General features: G+C 34.7%; 14 protein-coding genes. All 14 read left to right on the top strand.

Translation table 11 applies throughout. The features are described 5' to 3' along the window. The first annotated feature begins 178 nt into the window (after positions 1-178). Entirely contained in the window at positions 179-877 is a 699-nt protein-coding gene (locus BLT84_RS15820; RefSeq protein ID WP_091267817.1) for a hypothetical protein, read from the top strand. Between the two features lie 421 nt (positions 878-1,298). Beyond that, a complete protein-coding gene (dapA, locus tag BLT84_RS15815) occupies positions 1,299-2,180 on the top strand; it encodes a 4-hydroxy-tetrahydrodipicolinate synthase (protein WP_091267813.1) in 882 nt (293 codons plus the stop codon). An 87-nt stretch (positions 2,181-2,267) separates the two neighbouring features. Beyond that, positions 2,268-3,080, top strand: a complete 813-nt coding sequence (locus BLT84_RS15810) for an outer membrane protein assembly factor BamD (protein WP_231556151.1) — start codon at positions 2,268-2,270, stop codon at positions 3,078-3,080. 13 nt (positions 3,081-3,093) lie between these two features. After that, entirely contained in the window at positions 3,094-3,426 is a 333-nt protein-coding gene (locus BLT84_RS15805; protein ID WP_034887900.1) for a DNA-directed RNA polymerase subunit omega, read from the top strand. Between the two features lie 3 nt (positions 3,427-3,429). Then, the gene (gene coaBC, locus BLT84_RS15800) at positions 3,430-4,635 is read left to right on the top strand and encodes a bifunctional phosphopantothenoylcysteine decarboxylase/phosphopantothenate--cysteine ligase CoaBC (protein WP_091267811.1); all 1,206 of its coding nucleotides are present in this window, start codon (positions 3,430-3,432) and stop codon (positions 4,633-4,635) included. Then, positions 4,628-5,518 carry a DUF4835 family protein gene (locus tag BLT84_RS15795; protein ID WP_034887903.1) on the top strand — a complete coding sequence of 297 codons (891 nt, stop codon included), beginning with the start codon at positions 4,628-4,630 and terminating at the stop codon, positions 5,516-5,518. The genes coaBC and BLT84_RS15795 overlap by 8 nt, the downstream gene beginning before the upstream one ends. Before the next feature lie 60 nt (positions 5,519-5,578). After that, on the top strand, positions 5,579-7,231 hold the full coding sequence (gene recN, locus BLT84_RS15790) for a DNA repair protein RecN (protein ID WP_091267807.1): 1,653 nt from the start codon (positions 5,579-5,581) through the stop codon (positions 7,229-7,231). 53 nt (positions 7,232-7,284) lie between these two features. After that, positions 7,285-8,106 carry an enoyl-ACP reductase gene (locus tag BLT84_RS15785; protein WP_034887906.1) on the top strand — a complete coding sequence of 274 codons (822 nt, stop codon included), beginning with the start codon at positions 7,285-7,287 and terminating at the stop codon, positions 8,104-8,106. A gap of 97 nt (positions 8,107-8,203) precedes the next feature. After that, positions 8,204-9,214: a glycosyltransferase gene (locus BLT84_RS15780; RefSeq protein ID WP_091267804.1), complete on the top strand. Its 1,011-nt coding sequence runs from the start codon at positions 8,204-8,206 to the stop codon at positions 9,212-9,214. 1 nt (position 9,215) lies between these two features. Then, positions 9,216-10,160: a CdaR family protein gene (locus BLT84_RS15775; RefSeq protein WP_231929382.1), complete on the top strand. Its 945-nt coding sequence runs from the start codon at positions 9,216-9,218 to the stop codon at positions 10,158-10,160. Next, the gene (gene coaE, locus BLT84_RS15770) at positions 10,157-10,747 is read left to right on the top strand and encodes a dephospho-CoA kinase (RefSeq protein WP_091267798.1); all 591 of its coding nucleotides are present in this window, start codon (positions 10,157-10,159) and stop codon (positions 10,745-10,747) included. Before BLT84_RS15775 ends, coaE begins: the two co-directional genes overlap by 4 nt. 66 nt (positions 10,748-10,813) lie before the next feature. Further along, the gene (locus tag BLT84_RS15765; protein WP_091267796.1) at positions 10,814-12,382 is read left to right on the top strand and encodes a sensor histidine kinase; all 1,569 of its coding nucleotides are present in this window, start codon (positions 10,814-10,816) and stop codon (positions 12,380-12,382) included. 2 nt (positions 12,383-12,384) lie between these two features. Next, positions 12,385-13,107 (top strand): response regulator transcription factor, encoded by a 723-nt coding sequence (locus tag BLT84_RS15760; RefSeq protein WP_034887916.1) that lies wholly within the window; start codon positions 12,385-12,387, stop codon positions 13,105-13,107. Between the two features lie 199 nt (positions 13,108-13,306). Next, entirely contained in the window at positions 13,307-17,680 is a 4,374-nt protein-coding gene (locus tag BLT84_RS15755) for an HYR domain-containing protein (protein ID WP_091267791.1), read from the top strand. Positions 17,681-17,683 lie beyond the last annotated feature (3 nt).

Below are 17,683 nucleotides of genomic sequence, written 5' to 3'. Positions count from 1 at the left end.
TTAATTGGAATTAATTTAGAAGAGCACAAAGGTAGTAAGGTTTTTTATTTGACTTGTTATTTCATAGTCGAAATACACGGCCATAAGTTGATATAATTTTAATTCTAAATTAAAGTTTCACTATTAACAGCCTCTGAATATTAGATTTTTATATATTTACCGTCTTACAAAAATTTAAATGAAAGCGAGATATTTTGTTGCTATTATTGGGTTAATTCTGCTCTTTCTTAATTTTTTTGCTATTTATTTAAATATCGACTGGATTTCTAATACCGCTTATATAACCTTCTTCTTCCTTACAGTGCTTTACTATATTAATAAAACAGGAGTGAACAATGGCTTCTATTATCTGTTTATGCTAAGTACATTTCTGTCTTTTGTCTTTAGATTGTTTCATGGGCAATGGTTTAATGATGAGGTTTCATTAGTATTATTATCATTGGGGAATTTTGCGTTGATCATAGAAGCATCAAGATATGTAGAGATAAAAAATGCAGGAATATCTATGCAATTGTTTTTTCTTGGATTGGTAGGTATGAATGCCATGCTAATCTTTACGCATGTTTATGAGCTTAAAGCTTATATATCTAACAGCTCGGTATTCTATCTTTACTCTTTATATTATTTAAACTTATTGATCTTGGGCATCGTAGCGTTTCTATATTATTTGAATTCTTATTCAAAGAAATCTATGTATTTTATATCACTAACGTTAGCGTTGATGTTTGCAGACGTATTGAGAGATATGGATGTTTTCTATCTAAAGGATATGAGTGTAGAGCTAGCAGAGAACATCCTAAGATTTGCAGCAGCATTTTTCGCGGTTAAGTTCTTTACTACACGAGAAAAACAATTAAGACTTGTGAATTTTATCTAGTTCACACTAATATAGTACAGTAAAGCGTTATTAGTAATATGAAAGCCATCATAGCTTTAAATTGATATAATTGCATACAATAACTTTTGGATTATTGCCGATGTTAAGTTTTTGTCAGCTCTTATTGATCTAAACGAAAGCTTAGGGTGCTATGCTAAATCTTATAATTTAGGTTCGACTTGATCTAATAGATATAGTATTAAATGGGCTTAAATTTTTAGTGATTTTAAAGAGAATTTATTTGAAAAGAATTTTATTTAGTTCTTACTTTTGCTGAAGGTTTCGAACAATAAATAAGAGTTGCCTCATAATTGTGTTAATTGGAATGATTAGATGCTGATCTCTTTTTGCAGGCTTAGAACGTTATGAGTTTAATTGAACCGATATCTATATTTTTATAACAGCTTAAAATTAATTGTTGATGAATAATAAATTTAAAGGAACAGGGGTTGCTATTATTACTCCTTTTAAAACAGATCTATCTGTAGATGTAGAAGGATTAGCTTCATTGGTTAAACGGCAAATTGATAATGGTATAGATTATATAGTAGTTCTGGGAACTACAGGAGAGAGTGCTACTCTTACTAAAGGAGAAAAAGAACTTGTTAAGAATACTATAATTACTGCTAATAACGGGCAGCTACCTTTAGTATTGGGTATTGGAGGTAATGATACTGCAGGTTTAGTTAAAGAATTTCAGGATACAGATCTTACCAGTTTTGATGCCATCTTATCTGTTTCTCCCTTTTATAACAAGCCTACTCAAGAAGGGATTTATCAGCATTATAAAGCTTTAGCAGCTGTAGCTACAAAGCCAATAATCTTGTATAATGTTCCTGGTAGAACGGCTTCAAATATGTTGCCTACAACTATAAAACGTCTGGCTACAGACTTTAAGAATATTATTGGAGTAAAAGAAGCTGCCGGAGATATTGTTCAGGCTATGAAATTGATCGCAGCAGTACCTAAAGACTTTCTAGTGATCTCTGGAGATGATATGATCACGTTGCCAATGGTATTGGCAGGAGGTCATGGTGTGATCTCTGTAATAGGCCAAGGATTACCTTCAGAATTCTCTAAAATGGTGAATCTGGGATTAGAAAATAAGGTAAAAGAAGCGTACGAATTACATTATAAAATAGCACCGTCTATAGATATGATCTTTGCCGAGGGAAATCCTGCCGGGATCAAAGCTTTATTGCAGGTTAAAAACTGGACGGAAGATACTGTGAGGCTCCCACTAGTTGCAGCTTCAGAGAACTTAAAGAAAGAAATTGGAGACTTTGTTTCTAACTTTAAATAACAGATTTATTAATGAAATGCACGAGGCTCACTAAAGTTTTTATAATCTCATAGAAAAGAGTACTTTTGCAAGATGTTTTTACAAAAGATGAAAAAAGGTTTATTATTACTAAGTGTGTTTTTAATGTTGGTATCTTGTGGTGAGTACCAAAAAGTATTGAAAAATGAAGACGTTGGTGCAAAATACACTTTAGCCGAAAAGCTTTATAACGAAGGCAAAGCGGAAAATAGTAAAGCTAAGTTTAGAAAATCTTTAAGATTACTAGATCAAATTGTGCCTCAATATAGAGGGAAACCTCAGGGAGAGAAAGTAACTTTTATCTATGCAGATACGTATTATGAATTAGATGATAATTATAATGCAGGATATCAGTTCGAGCGTTTTACACAATCGTATCCTAACAGTGAAAAAATAGACGAAGCAGCTTTTAAGAGTGCTAAAAGTTATTATTTTCTATCTCCAAGATATGACCTAGATCAAACAGAAACAGTTAAAGCAGTAGAAGAGCTTCAAAAATACATAGATATGCATCCGGAAGGAGCCTATATAGCAGAAGCAAATACATTGGTAGCAGATTTAAGAGTAAAGCTTGAAAAGAAAGCTTTTGAGATCGCTAAGCAATATCACCATACCACCAATTATAAGTCTTCTATAGTAGCTTTTAATAATTTTATTACAGATTATCCAGGCTCTCCTTTTAAAGAAGCTGCGTATTACTATAGATTTGATTCTGCTTATGAGTTGGCGATCAATAGTTATCAATACTTAATGAAAGAGAGATTAGAAACGGCAGGTGGTTATTACAAGTCGTATAATAAATATTACCCTGAGGGAAGCGAGTATTACGAGCAGATACAGGTTTCAAATCAGGATTTAGAATCAAGACTACAAAATTTTTAATTATTTACCCATGATGGATTTAAAGAAAAGTAATGCGCCAATAAACACTACCACTATCGACAAGAATTTGGTAGATGCCCCTACAAACAATATCTATGAGGCTATTGCGATCATTTCTAAAAGAGCAACTCAGATTAACTCTGAGATCAAAAAAGAGCTTTTAGAAAAATTAGATGAGTTCGCTACTTATAATGACAGTCTAGATGAGGTTTTTGAGAACAAAGAGCAAATAGAGGTTTCTAAGTTCTACGAAAAATTACCTAAGCCACATTCTTTAGCAGTACAGGAGTGGCTAGAAGACAAGATCTATTACAGAGATACTACAGAAACTTCTGAAGAAGTATAATACATGGGGGTGCTAGAGGGCAAAAAAATACTGCTTGGAATTACCGCAGGTATTGCAGCGTATAAAACGGCTTCTTTAGTACGATTATTTGTAAAGTCTGGTGCAGAGGTTAAGGTTATTATGACTCCCGCTGCAAAGGATTTTATTACTCCTCTTACGCTTTCTACACTTTCTAAGAATGAAGTGGTCTCTTCTTTTACAGAAGATGATGAGAATGCCGTATGGAACAATCACGTAGAACTCGGCCTTTGGGCCGATTTTATGCTTATAGCCCCTGCCACAGCCAACACTATGGCTAAGATGGCAGGTGGTACAAGCAATAACCTATTGCTTGCAACCTATCTTTCTGCAAAATGTCCGGTGTATTTTGCTCCTGCTATGGATCTGGATATGTATCAGCATCCTGCAACTAAGAAAAGTCTAGATACCTTACAATCTTACGGCAATATTCTTATCCCTGCAGAATCTGGAGAACTTGCCAGTGGCTTAAAAGGGGAAGGTAGAATGGCAGAACCAGAAAATATAGTTGCCTTTATAGAGAATAGATTAAGTATTGATCTTCCTCTTAGAGGTAAAAAGATCTTAATAAGTGCCGGTCCCACCTACGAGGCTATAGATCCTGTAAGATTTATTGGCAATCACTCTAGTGGAAAAATGGGATATGAGATAGCAAAACAGGCTTTGGCATTGGGAGCTGAAGTTATTCTTGTTTCGGGTCCTACAAGTTTAGCCCTAGAAGCTAAAGAGCTTACCATTATTAGAGTTACCACAGCACAACAAATGTTTGAGGCTATGAACAGCAATTTTGAAAATGCTGACATTCTTATAGCTGCAGCTGCGGTTGCAGATTATAGACCCAAGACTGTTGCGGCTCAAAAGATGAAGAAGAAAGACACTTCTTTGCAGATAGAGCTAGAACCAACCATAGATATTTTAGCTACCTTAGGAAAGCAGAAAACCCATCAGAAATTAATTGGGTTTGCATTAGAGACCAATAATGAGCTGGAACATGCAAAAGGGAAATTAGAACGTAAAAATCTAGATTTTATAGTACTCAATTCTTTAAATGATAAAGGTGCCGGCTTTAAGTCTGATACCAACAAAATAACTATAGTTTCTAAAGAAGCGATTAAAACTTTTGAACTTAAGTCTAAGACAGAAGTTGCCAAAGATATTTTAAAAGAAGTAATTTCATTGATGCATGAATAAGATCGTTCTAGTTATTGTTTTCTTTTTGAGCCTGATCTCTGTAAGAGCTCAGGAATTAAATGCAGAGGTTATAGTTAATGCCGAACAAACAGGGCAGGCAAACTTATCGGTGTTTAAAACATTGCAAAGATCTCTTTCAGAATTCGTGAATCAAAATTCATGGACAGAGAATGGATTAAGAAACGAAGAACGTATAAGTTGTAGTTTCTTTATTAACATCACCAATTTTGAGAATCAAACATTTTCAGGAACCATACAGGTGCAATCTTCCAGACCGGTCTTTGGATCTACCTTTATAACTCCGGTTTTTAATTTTAATGATGAGCAATTCAACTTTACTTATCAGGAATTTGAACCTTTAAACTACAGTCAGAATTCATACACTTCCAATCTGGTTTCTGTTATGTCCTATTATATTTATACCATTTTAGGCCTGGATGCAGATTCTTTTGAGCAGGAAAGCGGAACTCCGTATTTTCAGGAAGCAAATAGAATTGTAACTACCGCCCAACAAGGTAATTCTGCAGGGTGGAAAGGTTCTGATGGAACCAGATCTAGATACAGACTTAATGCAGATCTACTTTCCGGAGCTTATTTAGATTATAGAACAGCTATCTACAAATATCATAGATTGGGGCTAGATGTTATGCATAAAGATCCGGTAGCAGGTAAGAAAGCTATTTCAGGATCCATTCAGAATTTAAAGAAAATGAATGAGAGCTGGCCAAATTCTTTATTAATGCGTGTATTCTTTGATGCGAAAGCACAGGAGATCGAGCAGATCTTTTCTGGAGGGCCAGAAGTTCCATTATCAGATCTTATTAGAGATCTTAATAGAATAGCGCCTATGTATGCTGAAAATTGGAGAAACATCCAATTCTAGCACTTTCCTTTTGATAGAGAATAAAATCTCACGTATCTTTATCCTTAAAATTCATACATCTTGTTGACCTCATTATCAATTAAAAATTATGCCTTGATTGAAGATATCAAGATCAATCTTCAGCAGGGTTTTACTATTATTACCGGAGAAACAGGAGCCGGGAAATCTATTATGTTAGGTGCTCTTGGTTTATTACTTGGTAAGCGTGCAGATTATAGCGGAATTAGAAATGCAGAAAATAAATGCGTAATAGAAGGCGTGTTCGAAATTTCTAATTATAAACTACAGTCCTTTTTTAAAAAGGAAGATCTGGACTATGAAACACAAACAATTATTCGAAGAGAAATATTAGCTTCAGGTAAGTCTAGAGCTTTTATAAACGATACTCCGGTTACGCTTCCTGTTTTAAGTAAGCTTGGAGATTTTCTAATAGACATTCACGGGCAACATCAAACCTTAAGCTTAGGTGAGAATCAATACCAATTTCAGGTTTTAGATACCTTGTCTAAAAATAAAGATCTGTTGCAGGAATATACTGCTGCATTAAGATCTTACAAAAAACTTCAGCAGCATTTATCAGAATTAAAAGAGTCTCAGGCGCAAGCTTTAAAAGAGCATGACTATAATGTATTTCTATTAAACGAGCTTGAAGAAGCTAGGTTAAAAAATGGAATGCAGGAGGAGTTGGAAGAACGCTTTGAAGAGTTGAGCAATGTAGAAACGCTCACAGAACATTTAGGGGCTGCCGTAAATTACATTCAGCAAGAAGAGATAGGAAGTTTAAGCAGTTTAAAGGAGGTGAGAAATAGCCTAAGTAAAATTGCCGGACTTTCTTCTAATTATACCTCGCTTAAAGAACGGGTAGAAAGCGTTATCATAGAATTAGATGATGTTGCGCAGGATCTGGAAACTTCTTTAGACAGAGTAGAAGCAAACCCCAAAGAGCTGGAAGAAGTAAACGCCAAATTGCAGGTGATCTATAATTTGCAAAAGAAGCATACTGCAGAAACTATACAGGAGCTTCTAGATATTGCTGCAAGTTTGCGCGAAAAAGTAGATCTTACAGAAAATGCAGAAGCAGATCTGGAAAAGGTAATTTTAGAAATAACCAATGCTAAGGTAGCTTTAACCAAGATAGCAAAAGAGATTCATGATAAAAGAGCAAAGGCAATTCCAGGCTTTATAGCCAAGGTAGAAAAGATCTTAACAGATCTTGGAATGCCAAACGCCAGATTAAAGATAGAGCTCAATTTTAAAGAGGAATATTTTAATAATGGTCAAGATCAATTATTATGGTATTTGTCTGCCAATAAAGGGGGAGATTTCAACGAGCTTAAAAAGGCTGCATCCGGAGGAGAATTATCTAGAATTATGCTGGCTGTAAAAAGCATTCTTGCTACACAAAGCAAATTACCTACCATTATCTTTGATGAAATAGATACAGGTGTTTCCGGAGATATTGCTCAAAAGATGGGAGATATTCTGCAGAGTATGGGAAGCAGTATGCAGGTGCTGGCAATTACTCACCTGCCGCAAATTGCAGGGAAGGGAAGCAAGCATTTCAAAATATTTAAAGAAGATATTAAAGATTCTACGGTTACAAAGATCAGAGAATTAGAAACAGGAGAAAGAATAAAAGAACTAGCAATGATGCTGGGTGGTAACACCCTTAGTGAATCGGCTATGGCGCATGCAAAATCGCTGCTTAATTAAATCTAGTTTGTTATCTTTACCCGCTTAATACAATACTAAAAAATCATTTACACATGTCATACAATCTACTAAAAGGAAAAAGAGGAATTATATTTGGAGCTCTAGATGAGAATTCTATTGCCTGGAAAACTGCAGAACGCGTTCATGAAGAAGGTGGAACTTTTGTACTAACCAATGCGCCAATTGCAATGAGAATGGGAAGCATTAAGCAATTAGCAGAAAAAACCAATTCTGAAATCATTCCTGCAGATGCTACTAAAGTAGAAGACTTGGAAAACCTTGTTACCAAAGCTCAGGAGATCTTGGGAGGCAAGATAGATTTTGTATTGCATTCTATTGGAATGTCTGTAAACGTGAGAAAAGGGAATCACTATACAGATATGAATTATGATTATACTCAAAAAGGTTGGGATGTTTCTGCTGTGTCTTTTCATAAAACCATGCAAGTGCTTTATAAGCAAGATGCCATGAATGAGTGGGGAAGTATTGTTGCATTAACCTATATGGCTGCACAAAGAGTTTTTCCAGATTATAATGATATGGCAGATAATAAGGCATATTTAGAATCTATAGCTCGTAGTTTTGGTTATTTCTTCGGAAAAGATAAAAAAGTAAGAGTAAATACTATTTCTCAATCTCCAACACCAACAACTGCAGGGCAGGGAGTAAAAGGATTTGATGGATTTATAGCTTATGCAGATAAGATGTCTCCTTTAGGAAATGCAACTGCTATGGATTGTGCAGATTATACCATTTCTCTTTTCTCGGATCTTACAAAAAGAGTAACCCTTCAAAATTTATATAACGATGGTGGATTCTCTAATATGGGAGTTAGCCAAGGGGTGATGGAAACATTTATGAAAGAAGAAGAATAGAGCTACATCTATTTTATTGATACTATTAGAAGCCCCGAGATATCGGGGTTTCACATTCCATAGCTTCACCTAATTAAAATCATAATCTAACAGCACTATGCAAATTCACTATTCTTTTATAATACCTGTATATAATAGGCCAGAAGAAATTAGGGAGTTGTTGCAAAGCATGGCAGTATTAGAATTTTCTGCACCTTTTGAGGTGGTGATCATAGAAGATGGTTCTACGATATCTTCTGAAGCGGTAGTTAAGGAGTTTGAGCAACTACTTCAAATTAACTACCACTACAAGCAAAATACCGGTCCTGGAGATTCCAGAAATTTTGGAATGATGCAGGCAAAAGGCAATTATTATATCATCTTAGATTCTGATGTTATTCTGCCTGCAAATTATTTGCAAGAAGTAGATTCTTATTTGTCTTCTCATTTTGTAGCCTGTTTTGGAGGTCCCGATGGAGCTCATGAGAGTTTTACCAAATTGCAAAAAGCAATTAATTACGCCATGACATCTTTCATAACCACTGGTGGTATTCGTGGAGGTAAAAAATCTGTTGGAAAGTTTCAGCCCAGAAGTTTTAATATGGGTCTTTCTAAGGAAGCATTTGAAGCTACTGGAGGTTTTGGGTTAATTCATCCGGGAGAAGATCCAGATCTTTCTTTAAGATTACTAGATTTAGGTTTTGAGAGTGTATTAATTCCTGATGCTATTGTGTTTCATAAACGGAGAATAGACTGGGATAAATTCTATGTACAGGTAAATAAGTTTGGAATGGTGCGCCCTATTCTTAATATCTGGCATCCTTCTTCTACAAAGATCACCTTCTGGTTCCCATCTTTATTTATGATAGGCTTATTGATATCTTTACTGTTCTTGCTCTTAGGAGTTCCATTTTTTATACTGTGCTATTTGCTATATTTTATAATAATAGGAGTAGATGCAGGAATTAAAAATAAAAGTTTATATATTGGAGTGGCAGCAATAAAAGCTACCTTTATTCAGTTTTTTGGGTACGGAACAGGATTTCTAAAAGCTATTTGGAAATTGAATTTTTTAAAAATGGAGCCTCAAAAAGCTTTTCCTAAGCTATTTTTTAAGAATGCAAAATAAAGTGAAAATACGTAAACCTTTAATAAAAAGAGGGCCTTTTAAAACCTTCCTTTTCTTTTTAGGCTTTTCTACAATGGTTTGGATATTCGTGCAATTCTCCAAAGAATACACAGAAGCGGTAGAGTTACCTATATCTTATATCAACGTACCTAAAGATAAGATCCTCTCTCCAGAGAATCCTTCCAAATTAGATCTTAGAGTTAAAGAGAACGGCTTGCATATTGCCTTTAATAGATTATTTCCAAAGGTGTTGTATCTAGATGTGAGCGATAGTAAGATGGAGAATGGGAAACTGATCTATAACCTGGAAGAACAAAAATCTGCACTATTATCTCAGCTTAATTTAGAATATGATAAGGCAGAGTTCCTAAAAAAGACCCTAAACATAAGCTACCAGCAAAGAGAAGTGAAAAAAGTTCCTATTCGCTCTAATTTAGAATTAGATTTTGCGGTGGGCTATTCTGCGCTAGACGATGTAGAATTTCAACCAGATTCTATTATGGTTAGTGGGCCTAAAGGAATATTAGACACATTATCTGAAGTACAGACCAAGGAGCTGCGTTTAGAAAATATCAATAATGATATAAGTGGAACGGTAAATCTAGACACTGCCAAGTTGGAGCGTCTTACCTTCTACCAAACTAAAATAGATTATACGTTACGTACCGATAAATTTACAGAAGGCAAAGTACAGGTTTCTATAGATCTTGTAAATGTGCCGGAGGGAATGAATGTAGTTATCTTTCCAAAAGAGGTAACCGTGATCTATCAGGTAAGTTTAAAGAAATTTAATAGCGTTAAGAAAGAAGATTTTAGGGTAATGGCAGATTTCAAAAATGCCGTAAACAGTGATGGTTATCTTCTGGTGCAGCTTACAGAGCAACCACCTCAGGTAAATAACGTAAGGCTAAACGAAAAGAAAATTCAATTTGTAATAAAGCGATGAAGATAGTTGGACTTACCGGAGGCATAGGAAGTGGAAAAACTACCGTCGCGAATTTTTTTAAAGACCTGGGAGTTCCGGTTTATATTGCAGATGATGCTGGCAAGAGACTTATGGCCACCTCAGAAGATGTGAAGAAGGCGGTGATCCATCTATTTGGAAAAGATGCATATATAGAGGGCTCTTTAAATAGAAAGCTGATAGCGGCAGAGGTTTTTAATGATGCCGAAAAATTAGAGCAACTTAACCAGATCGTACACCCCGCAGTAGCTAAAGATTTTTCAGAATGGCTAAGCCTTCAGAAATTTCCATATGTTATTTATGAAGCGGCAATCTTATTTGAAGCCGGAGGCTATAAAAAATGTGATCTGGTGCTACTGGTCACTGCTCCAAAAAAATCCCGACTAGAAAGAGTGCAGAAACGCGACCAAAGTTCGCTATCTGAAATTGAGGCTAGAATGCAGCATCAATGGAGCGATGAGCAGAAACAAGAATTGGCAAATTATGAGATCTTAAACATAGATCTGGATAATACAGAATCTCAAGTGAAGAATCTGCATGAAATTTTCTTAAATCCTATAAAAAAGTAAAACTTGTTTTGTTAACATTTGGTTAAACCGATAATGCTCTAAATGTTAAAATCTTACTTTTGAGGCATGAATAAAAAGTTATTCCTGCTTTTGATTGTGCTCATGAGTTTATCCCTTATCGGGATTATATTCGTGCAGGGTTACTGGATTAAAAGAACCGTAGAAGATAAGGAAGAACAATTTTCATATAACGCCAAGCAAATTCTAATTAGCGTTTCTAAAAAGCTTCAAAATCAGGAGATTGAAAACTTCTGGTTTGAATTTGCAGACAAAGACAGTACTTCTAGTGCATTGGATGAAGATCTTATAAATGGCTATTTTAAAACCGATGATGCTGCTAATGAAGATACAGATGGTGTTCTTCCCGGTGGTAGTATAGAAGAAGATAATAAGGTCTCTTCAGATTTTCTTGCCTATGCTCAGGATAGTGCGCAGGTATCTAAACTGATAAACAGAAGGGTTGAAGATATCTTTAATGATGAGAATGTAAAGCCAGATCAGGCAACTTCAGAAGAGCGATTAAATAGAATGATGAGAATGCGAGATGTGGAAAAAGATCTTTTAAGATCTTATATCTCAGAATTTACCTCTAGAATTCCTATTCACAAAAGACTTTCTAAAAGCAGAATAGAAGATTTAATAAGAAATGAATTGAAGAACTATAATCTAAATTCAGAATTTGAATTTGGGGTTTATAATAATTCGCTGGCAACCAAAGTTCATACAGATAATTTTGATATTGATGAACCTGCTACCTATAGTGTGCCTTTATTTGTAAGCAATGCCGGAGAGAGTAATTATCAGTTACTGGTTAATTTTACCGGCAAGAAAAAAGTAGTATTGTCTTCTGTTACTTTAATGGCAGTACTTTCTATTATTTTCACGCTTATAATCGTAATTGCATATTCTAGTGCCTTATCTCAATTGATAAAACAGCGACAGATCTCTCAGATCAAGACAGATTTTATTAATAATATGACGCATGAGTTCAAAACTCCTATTGCTACTATTAATCTGGCTTTAGATGCTATTAAAAATCCGAAGATCATAAACGATCAGGAAAAGGTAGCCCGGTATCTACAGATGATTCGCGATGAGAACAAGAGGATGCATGCACAGGTAGAGAACGTATTACAGATCTCTAAATTAGAGAAGAACGAACTAGACCTTAAGAAAGAAAGATTGCATTTACATGAGGTGGTTACAGATTCTATTACCCATGTAGAACTTATTGTAGAAGATAGAAATGGCTATATAAGAACTCATTTTGGTGCGCTGAAATCTTCTGTGCTGGCTAATGAAGATCACCTAACCAATGTAGTGGTGAACATTCTAGACAATGCTATAAAATATTCTGATGAAGCTCCAAAAATAGATATCTATACAGAGAATGTTAGAAATAATATTGTGATGAAGATTAGAGATCAGGGGGCGGGAATGTCTAAATCTGTTCAGAAAAAAATATTTGAAAAATTCTACCGTGAGCATACGGGAGATATACATAACGTTAAAGGGCACGGACTGGGTCTTGCCTACGTAAAAAGAATCCTGGAAGATCACCACGCAACAATTCATGTGGAGAGCGAAAAGGGAAGAGGAAGCACATTTATAATAAAAATACCGTTAATAACATAGATATGGAAACTGAAAACAAGAAAATTTTACTAGTTGAAGACGATCCGAATTTTGGAACAGTCTTAAAAGATTATCTAGCAATGAATGACTATGAAGTTACTCATGCTAAGAATGGTATGGAAGGTTTTGAAAAGTTTAAAAAAGACGATTTTGATCTTTGCATACTAGATGTAATGATGCCTTATAAAGATGGATTTACATTAGCAAAAGAAATTCGCGATAAGAACGAAGATGTGCCAATTATCTTTCTTACCGCAAAGGCAATGAAAGAAGATGTATTAAAAGGATACAAAGTTGGGGCAGATGATTATCTGAACAAGCCTTTTGATAGTGAAGTTTTGTTGATGAAAATAAAGGCTATTATGCAGCGTAAAGCTACAGATAGCGTTGCAGACAGCAAACAATTTGAATTCCAGATTGGTGGATTTCATTTAAATTCTAAGTTGAGATTTTTAACTTACAATCAGCAAGAACCAATAAAACTTTCTCCAAAAGAGAATGAGTTACTGCGTTTACTGGCACTTCATGAAAATGATCTAATGCCAAGAGAACTTGCATTAACCAAGATCTGGAGAGATGATAATTACTTTACGTCTAGAAGTATGGATGTTTACATAGCAAAATTGCGTAAATATTTAAAGGTAGACGAGAATGTAGAGATCTTGAACATTCACGGAGAAGGGTTTAGACTTGTTGTAAAGAACAGAGAGAACACCGAAGCATAAAGAATTAGAATTTCAGTTTCTAAAAGAGGCTGTATAAAGGGTAGTTTTGGGGAATTTGAGGTTCATTTCATGTACTATGAAAAGAGCCGGGAAGCCTTATGAATAACTTTTATACAGCCTCTTTGTATTTAAATGTTAACAGCTTAAGATCTTAATTTTAGAGATTGGGTACTATATTTGCATCACCCTACATAACGCAATGAAAGATTATTTTAACCACAGCTTACCTACAGGCAACATACAGAACGCTCGTTTTGTAAATAGGGTAGTGGTTTTCGTTATGTTCTTCTTTTCTATGCTGTTTTTTTCTGAAGGAATGTTGGGGCAGAATGGAGTAACAATAAGTTCTACAGCCTCCGATCCAACCCGTCAGAACCCTATACCTATTGAAATAAAATTTGATCAACCAATAAATTTTTTCGAACAAAGTGATATTTCTCTTGTAAACGGCAGTTTATCAGATTTTATTATTCAAACCCCTGGATTTAATTGGTATAAAAAAATTGATATTGATAACTTTAAAGTAGGTATTGCAGATATTTTTAACATTGAAGCGAAAACGAATAGATTAGTTATTTCAGTTGCTACAAATGATATAGGAGAAATATTTGTTTTGACTTTTGGTAATGGAATTATTAAATATGATTTGAATGGTATAAAATCACAATTTATAAATGGAAATAATTTAGAGAGTCCTTTGGATTTAGCCATTAATAAAGAAGGTAAAATTTTTGTTGCAGATAATGGTCAAGCTAGGCAAATTAAAGTTTTTTCCCCAGCAGGCGTTTATTTGTCTAATGAAAATATTGGTAATGGTAATGCGGGAAATAGTAAAAATAATTTCTATGGACCTGTAGGCTTAACTTTTGACGATGAGGATAATTTGTATGTTGCAGATTCGTATTCTGGCTCGGATACAAGTTCTTTTGATAGATATTCTATAAAAATATATTACAAGGATGGAACTTATGCACGTTTAATTAGGGATTCTGGACAAGAAATATTTAATCCATATCGAGTTGCGGTAGATAAACAAAAGAATATTTATATAAGTGATTCCGGAGGAACTAATGGGAGAGTTATCATATTTGATGCAAATCTTAAATATCTCGATAAAATTGAAGGAGTATCAGATAATTTGGGTTCACCAGGAAGTATAGTTATAGATGAATATGGATTTATATATATTGCGGATTTAGGAAATGATTTAAGTATTACAGAAATATTTGATTCGAAAGATAATCCAGAGGATTTATTAGATGTTTTTCCTATTATACGAGATGGAATAAAGAAAGAAGATTTTAGCATTAAAGTTTATAATTCAAATAGAAATTTTATAGCTAGAATAATAAAAGAAGTTGATTTACCAATAGATTTAGGCTTAGATCCTTGTGGAAGCTTAATAATCAATAACGCTATATTTGATGGAAAAATTTTTGGTCCAATTCCCGATCTTAATTTTGATTTCGAGCTAGAATTTTACAACAGATTGCCAGATACTTTTACAGCAAATCTGACTATTTCTGAGGAGTGTGAATCAGCAAAAATTAATATTCCATCAAATGTTTCGGTAAATGCAGATTGCTCAAATAATATGGAATCTAATAATTTCGAAATTGCTTGGGATAATACTAATCCGGTAAATAGAATCGATTGTCCACAAGATCAAATAGGTACACTTACTAATGGAAGTTTTGAGTTATTAGACTATACAAGTTTGGTTGATTTTGAAGATAATTGTGATAATAATTTGGAATTCGTTCAAGATCCTCCTCAAGGCACTTCCATTAGTTCTACAGAAGAAGTTACTATTTACGCTATAGATGATGCCTTGAATGTTTCAGAAAGTTGCACGTTTAGCGTGGTTATAGATGATGAAGTAGTCAACCCATCTTTCACTTGCCCAGATTCGAATGACAATATAATTTTGGAATTTGATGAAAACTGTAATTTTGAGGTTCCAGAGTATTTTAGTAGAATCACAAATTTTCAAAATTTTGAGAAGGATCCTTATTTCAATCAAACAGAAACCAGAAACGGGAATACGTTAATCGTAAATATTGAAATTTTTGATGGAGAAGAAGGAAATTTGGTTGGAGAGTGTAATTTAATCGTTGACCTTATTGATGTTACTCCTCCGCAATTTACTTTATGTAGTCTTCAAGATATTTATGTAGCACTTGAAAATGGAGAAACCTACTCAGTTCCAGATTTTGTTTCGCAATTAACAGCAAGAGATAATTGCGATTCAAATCCAGTCATAACTCAAAGTATTGTTGCGGGAACTCAAATTTCTGAATCAGTAACAATCACATTAGTTGCGAAGGATGAATTTAATAATGAATCTAATCCTTGCATAGTTCAAATAGTAATTGAGGAAAAACTTGATCCAACATTTGAATGCCCAGATCCAAATGTGGTTACCATACTTCCGCTAGATGAGAATTGTGATTATGATGAACCAGATTATTCAAACAAGATCACGAATCCAAAATATTTTATTGAAGAGGCTTTTTTTATTCAGACTTCTAGCAGAACAGATAATACATTAAATGTTCAAATAGAGGTATATGATGGACAGGGTGGTGAGTACATTGGCAAATGCGAATTTCCGGTTACATTACAAGATCAAATTCCTGCAGATGTAAAATGTCTAGAAGATAAACTAATACCATATACAGATAGTAAATCTTTCAGACTAGAAGATTATAGAGAACAACTCACTATCTCAGATAATTGTTCTTCAAATTTTGAAATTGTACAGTCGCCTGCTCCGGGAACAATTATTACAGATAATACTACGGTGAACTTTAGCGTTACAGATGAGAATAACAACCAATCTGGTTGTAGTTTTAAAATCAAATTCTTTAAAGAATCTGAACTTCAAATTCTTAACTGCCCGGGAGATCAGTTTTTTCAAGTAGATGAAAACTGCAGTTATGCAATTCCGGATATCGCTTCTACAATAAATACTAATATAGAAGGCGCAACGGTAACTCAAAATATTACTGCAGGATTTGAAGTGAACGGAAATCTAACATTAACCATCACTGCTAAATTTGAAGATCAGGAAGACACTTGCGAAGTAAAATTGATAACCACAGATGCTATATTTCCTACCATAGAATGCCCTGCAGATCAAACAGAAATGGTGCAGCAGGGAGAAGGTTTTCAATTGCCAAATTATATATTGAATGCTGTTTATGATGATAACTGCTTTATCCAAGAATTAAAACAGCAACCCGATGTTGGTACCGTGATCTATGAGACTACAGAAATTATATTAACGGTGGTAGATAATTACGGGAATTCAACAGACTGTACGTTTAGCGTAAATATAGTTACCGAAAACCCAGATCTACAAATTACATGCTTAGAAGATCAAACCGCAAATTTAGATATTAATTGTCAATTTCAATTACCAGATTATACGCAACAGGCACAGGCTAATTTTGACGCTGCTATTACACAATCTCCACTTCCGGGTTCTTTAATAAGCTCAGGTACAGAAATCACTTTAACCGCCACAGGAGATAGCGGGCAAACCAGCTGCTCTTTTAATATAGATGTGGTAGATACTACTCCGCCGGTAGTAAATTGTGTGGGGACTATAAACTTAAGGTTAAACGCTGGGGGAACTGCTAGTTTGTCTCCTCAAGATCTGGATGATACTACTTTTGATGCCTGTGGTAGTATTTTAAGAACACTTTCTAAGTCAGATTTTTCTGTAGAAGATCTGGGGACAAACACAGTAAGATTAACAGTAACAGATGCTTCGGGAAATTCAGGTTTCTGTGACACAACCGTAAATGTATTGCCTTATGAGGAAAATGCTATAGATTTTACGTGTAAAGAATCTTTTATACTTCAATTAGATGAAAATGGAGAAGCTCAACTTTCTTCTGAAGATCTATATACCGGTACGGCAGGAAATTATCAGTTTAGTGTAGATAAAACCTCTTTTACGTGTGCAGATAAAGGCAGTAATACGGTTACTCTGTATTATAGCGATGGTAACACCGGTGGTAATTGTAGGGTAGAAGTTGTGGTAGAAGATCTTCTTCCACCTGTGGTAAGAACTAAAGATATAAGCATTACCCTAGAGGCTAATGGTACTGCCAGCATCACCCCAGAAATGCTTGATAATGGTTCTATAGATAATTGTGGAGATATAAGGCTGTTCTTGGATAAAACAGATTTTACATGTAGCGATCTTGGTGAAAATAGTGTGATCTTAAGAGCGCATGATGGTAGCAGTAATTCTGCTAGTGCCACAGCTACAGTTACCGTACTTGGAAATTGCCAGGAGCCGCCAGTTACGCCTACAGGGCCAGGTTACATTTTTATATATCCTAACCCAACAGATGGGCCTTTTTCTTATTATCTGCCTGCGGGTATCGTATTGGAGAAAGTTGAGGTTTATGATATGCAGGGAAAATATATTACCACCACCTTATTTGAGGAAGGAACGGTGCAATATAAGATGAACCTTAGCTATTTACAAAGCGCGGTTTATGTGCTTAAATTATATACCAATAAGGAAGAACTTATTTTAAGGGTTATAGTGAGATAATAA

The sequence above is a fragment of the Gillisia sp. Hel1_33_143 genome, assembly GCF_900104765.1.
Taxonomy (GTDB): Bacteria; Bacteroidota; Bacteroidia; order Flavobacteriales; family Flavobacteriaceae; genus Gillisia.
This window is presented reverse-complemented; position numbering and strand designations above follow the sequence as displayed.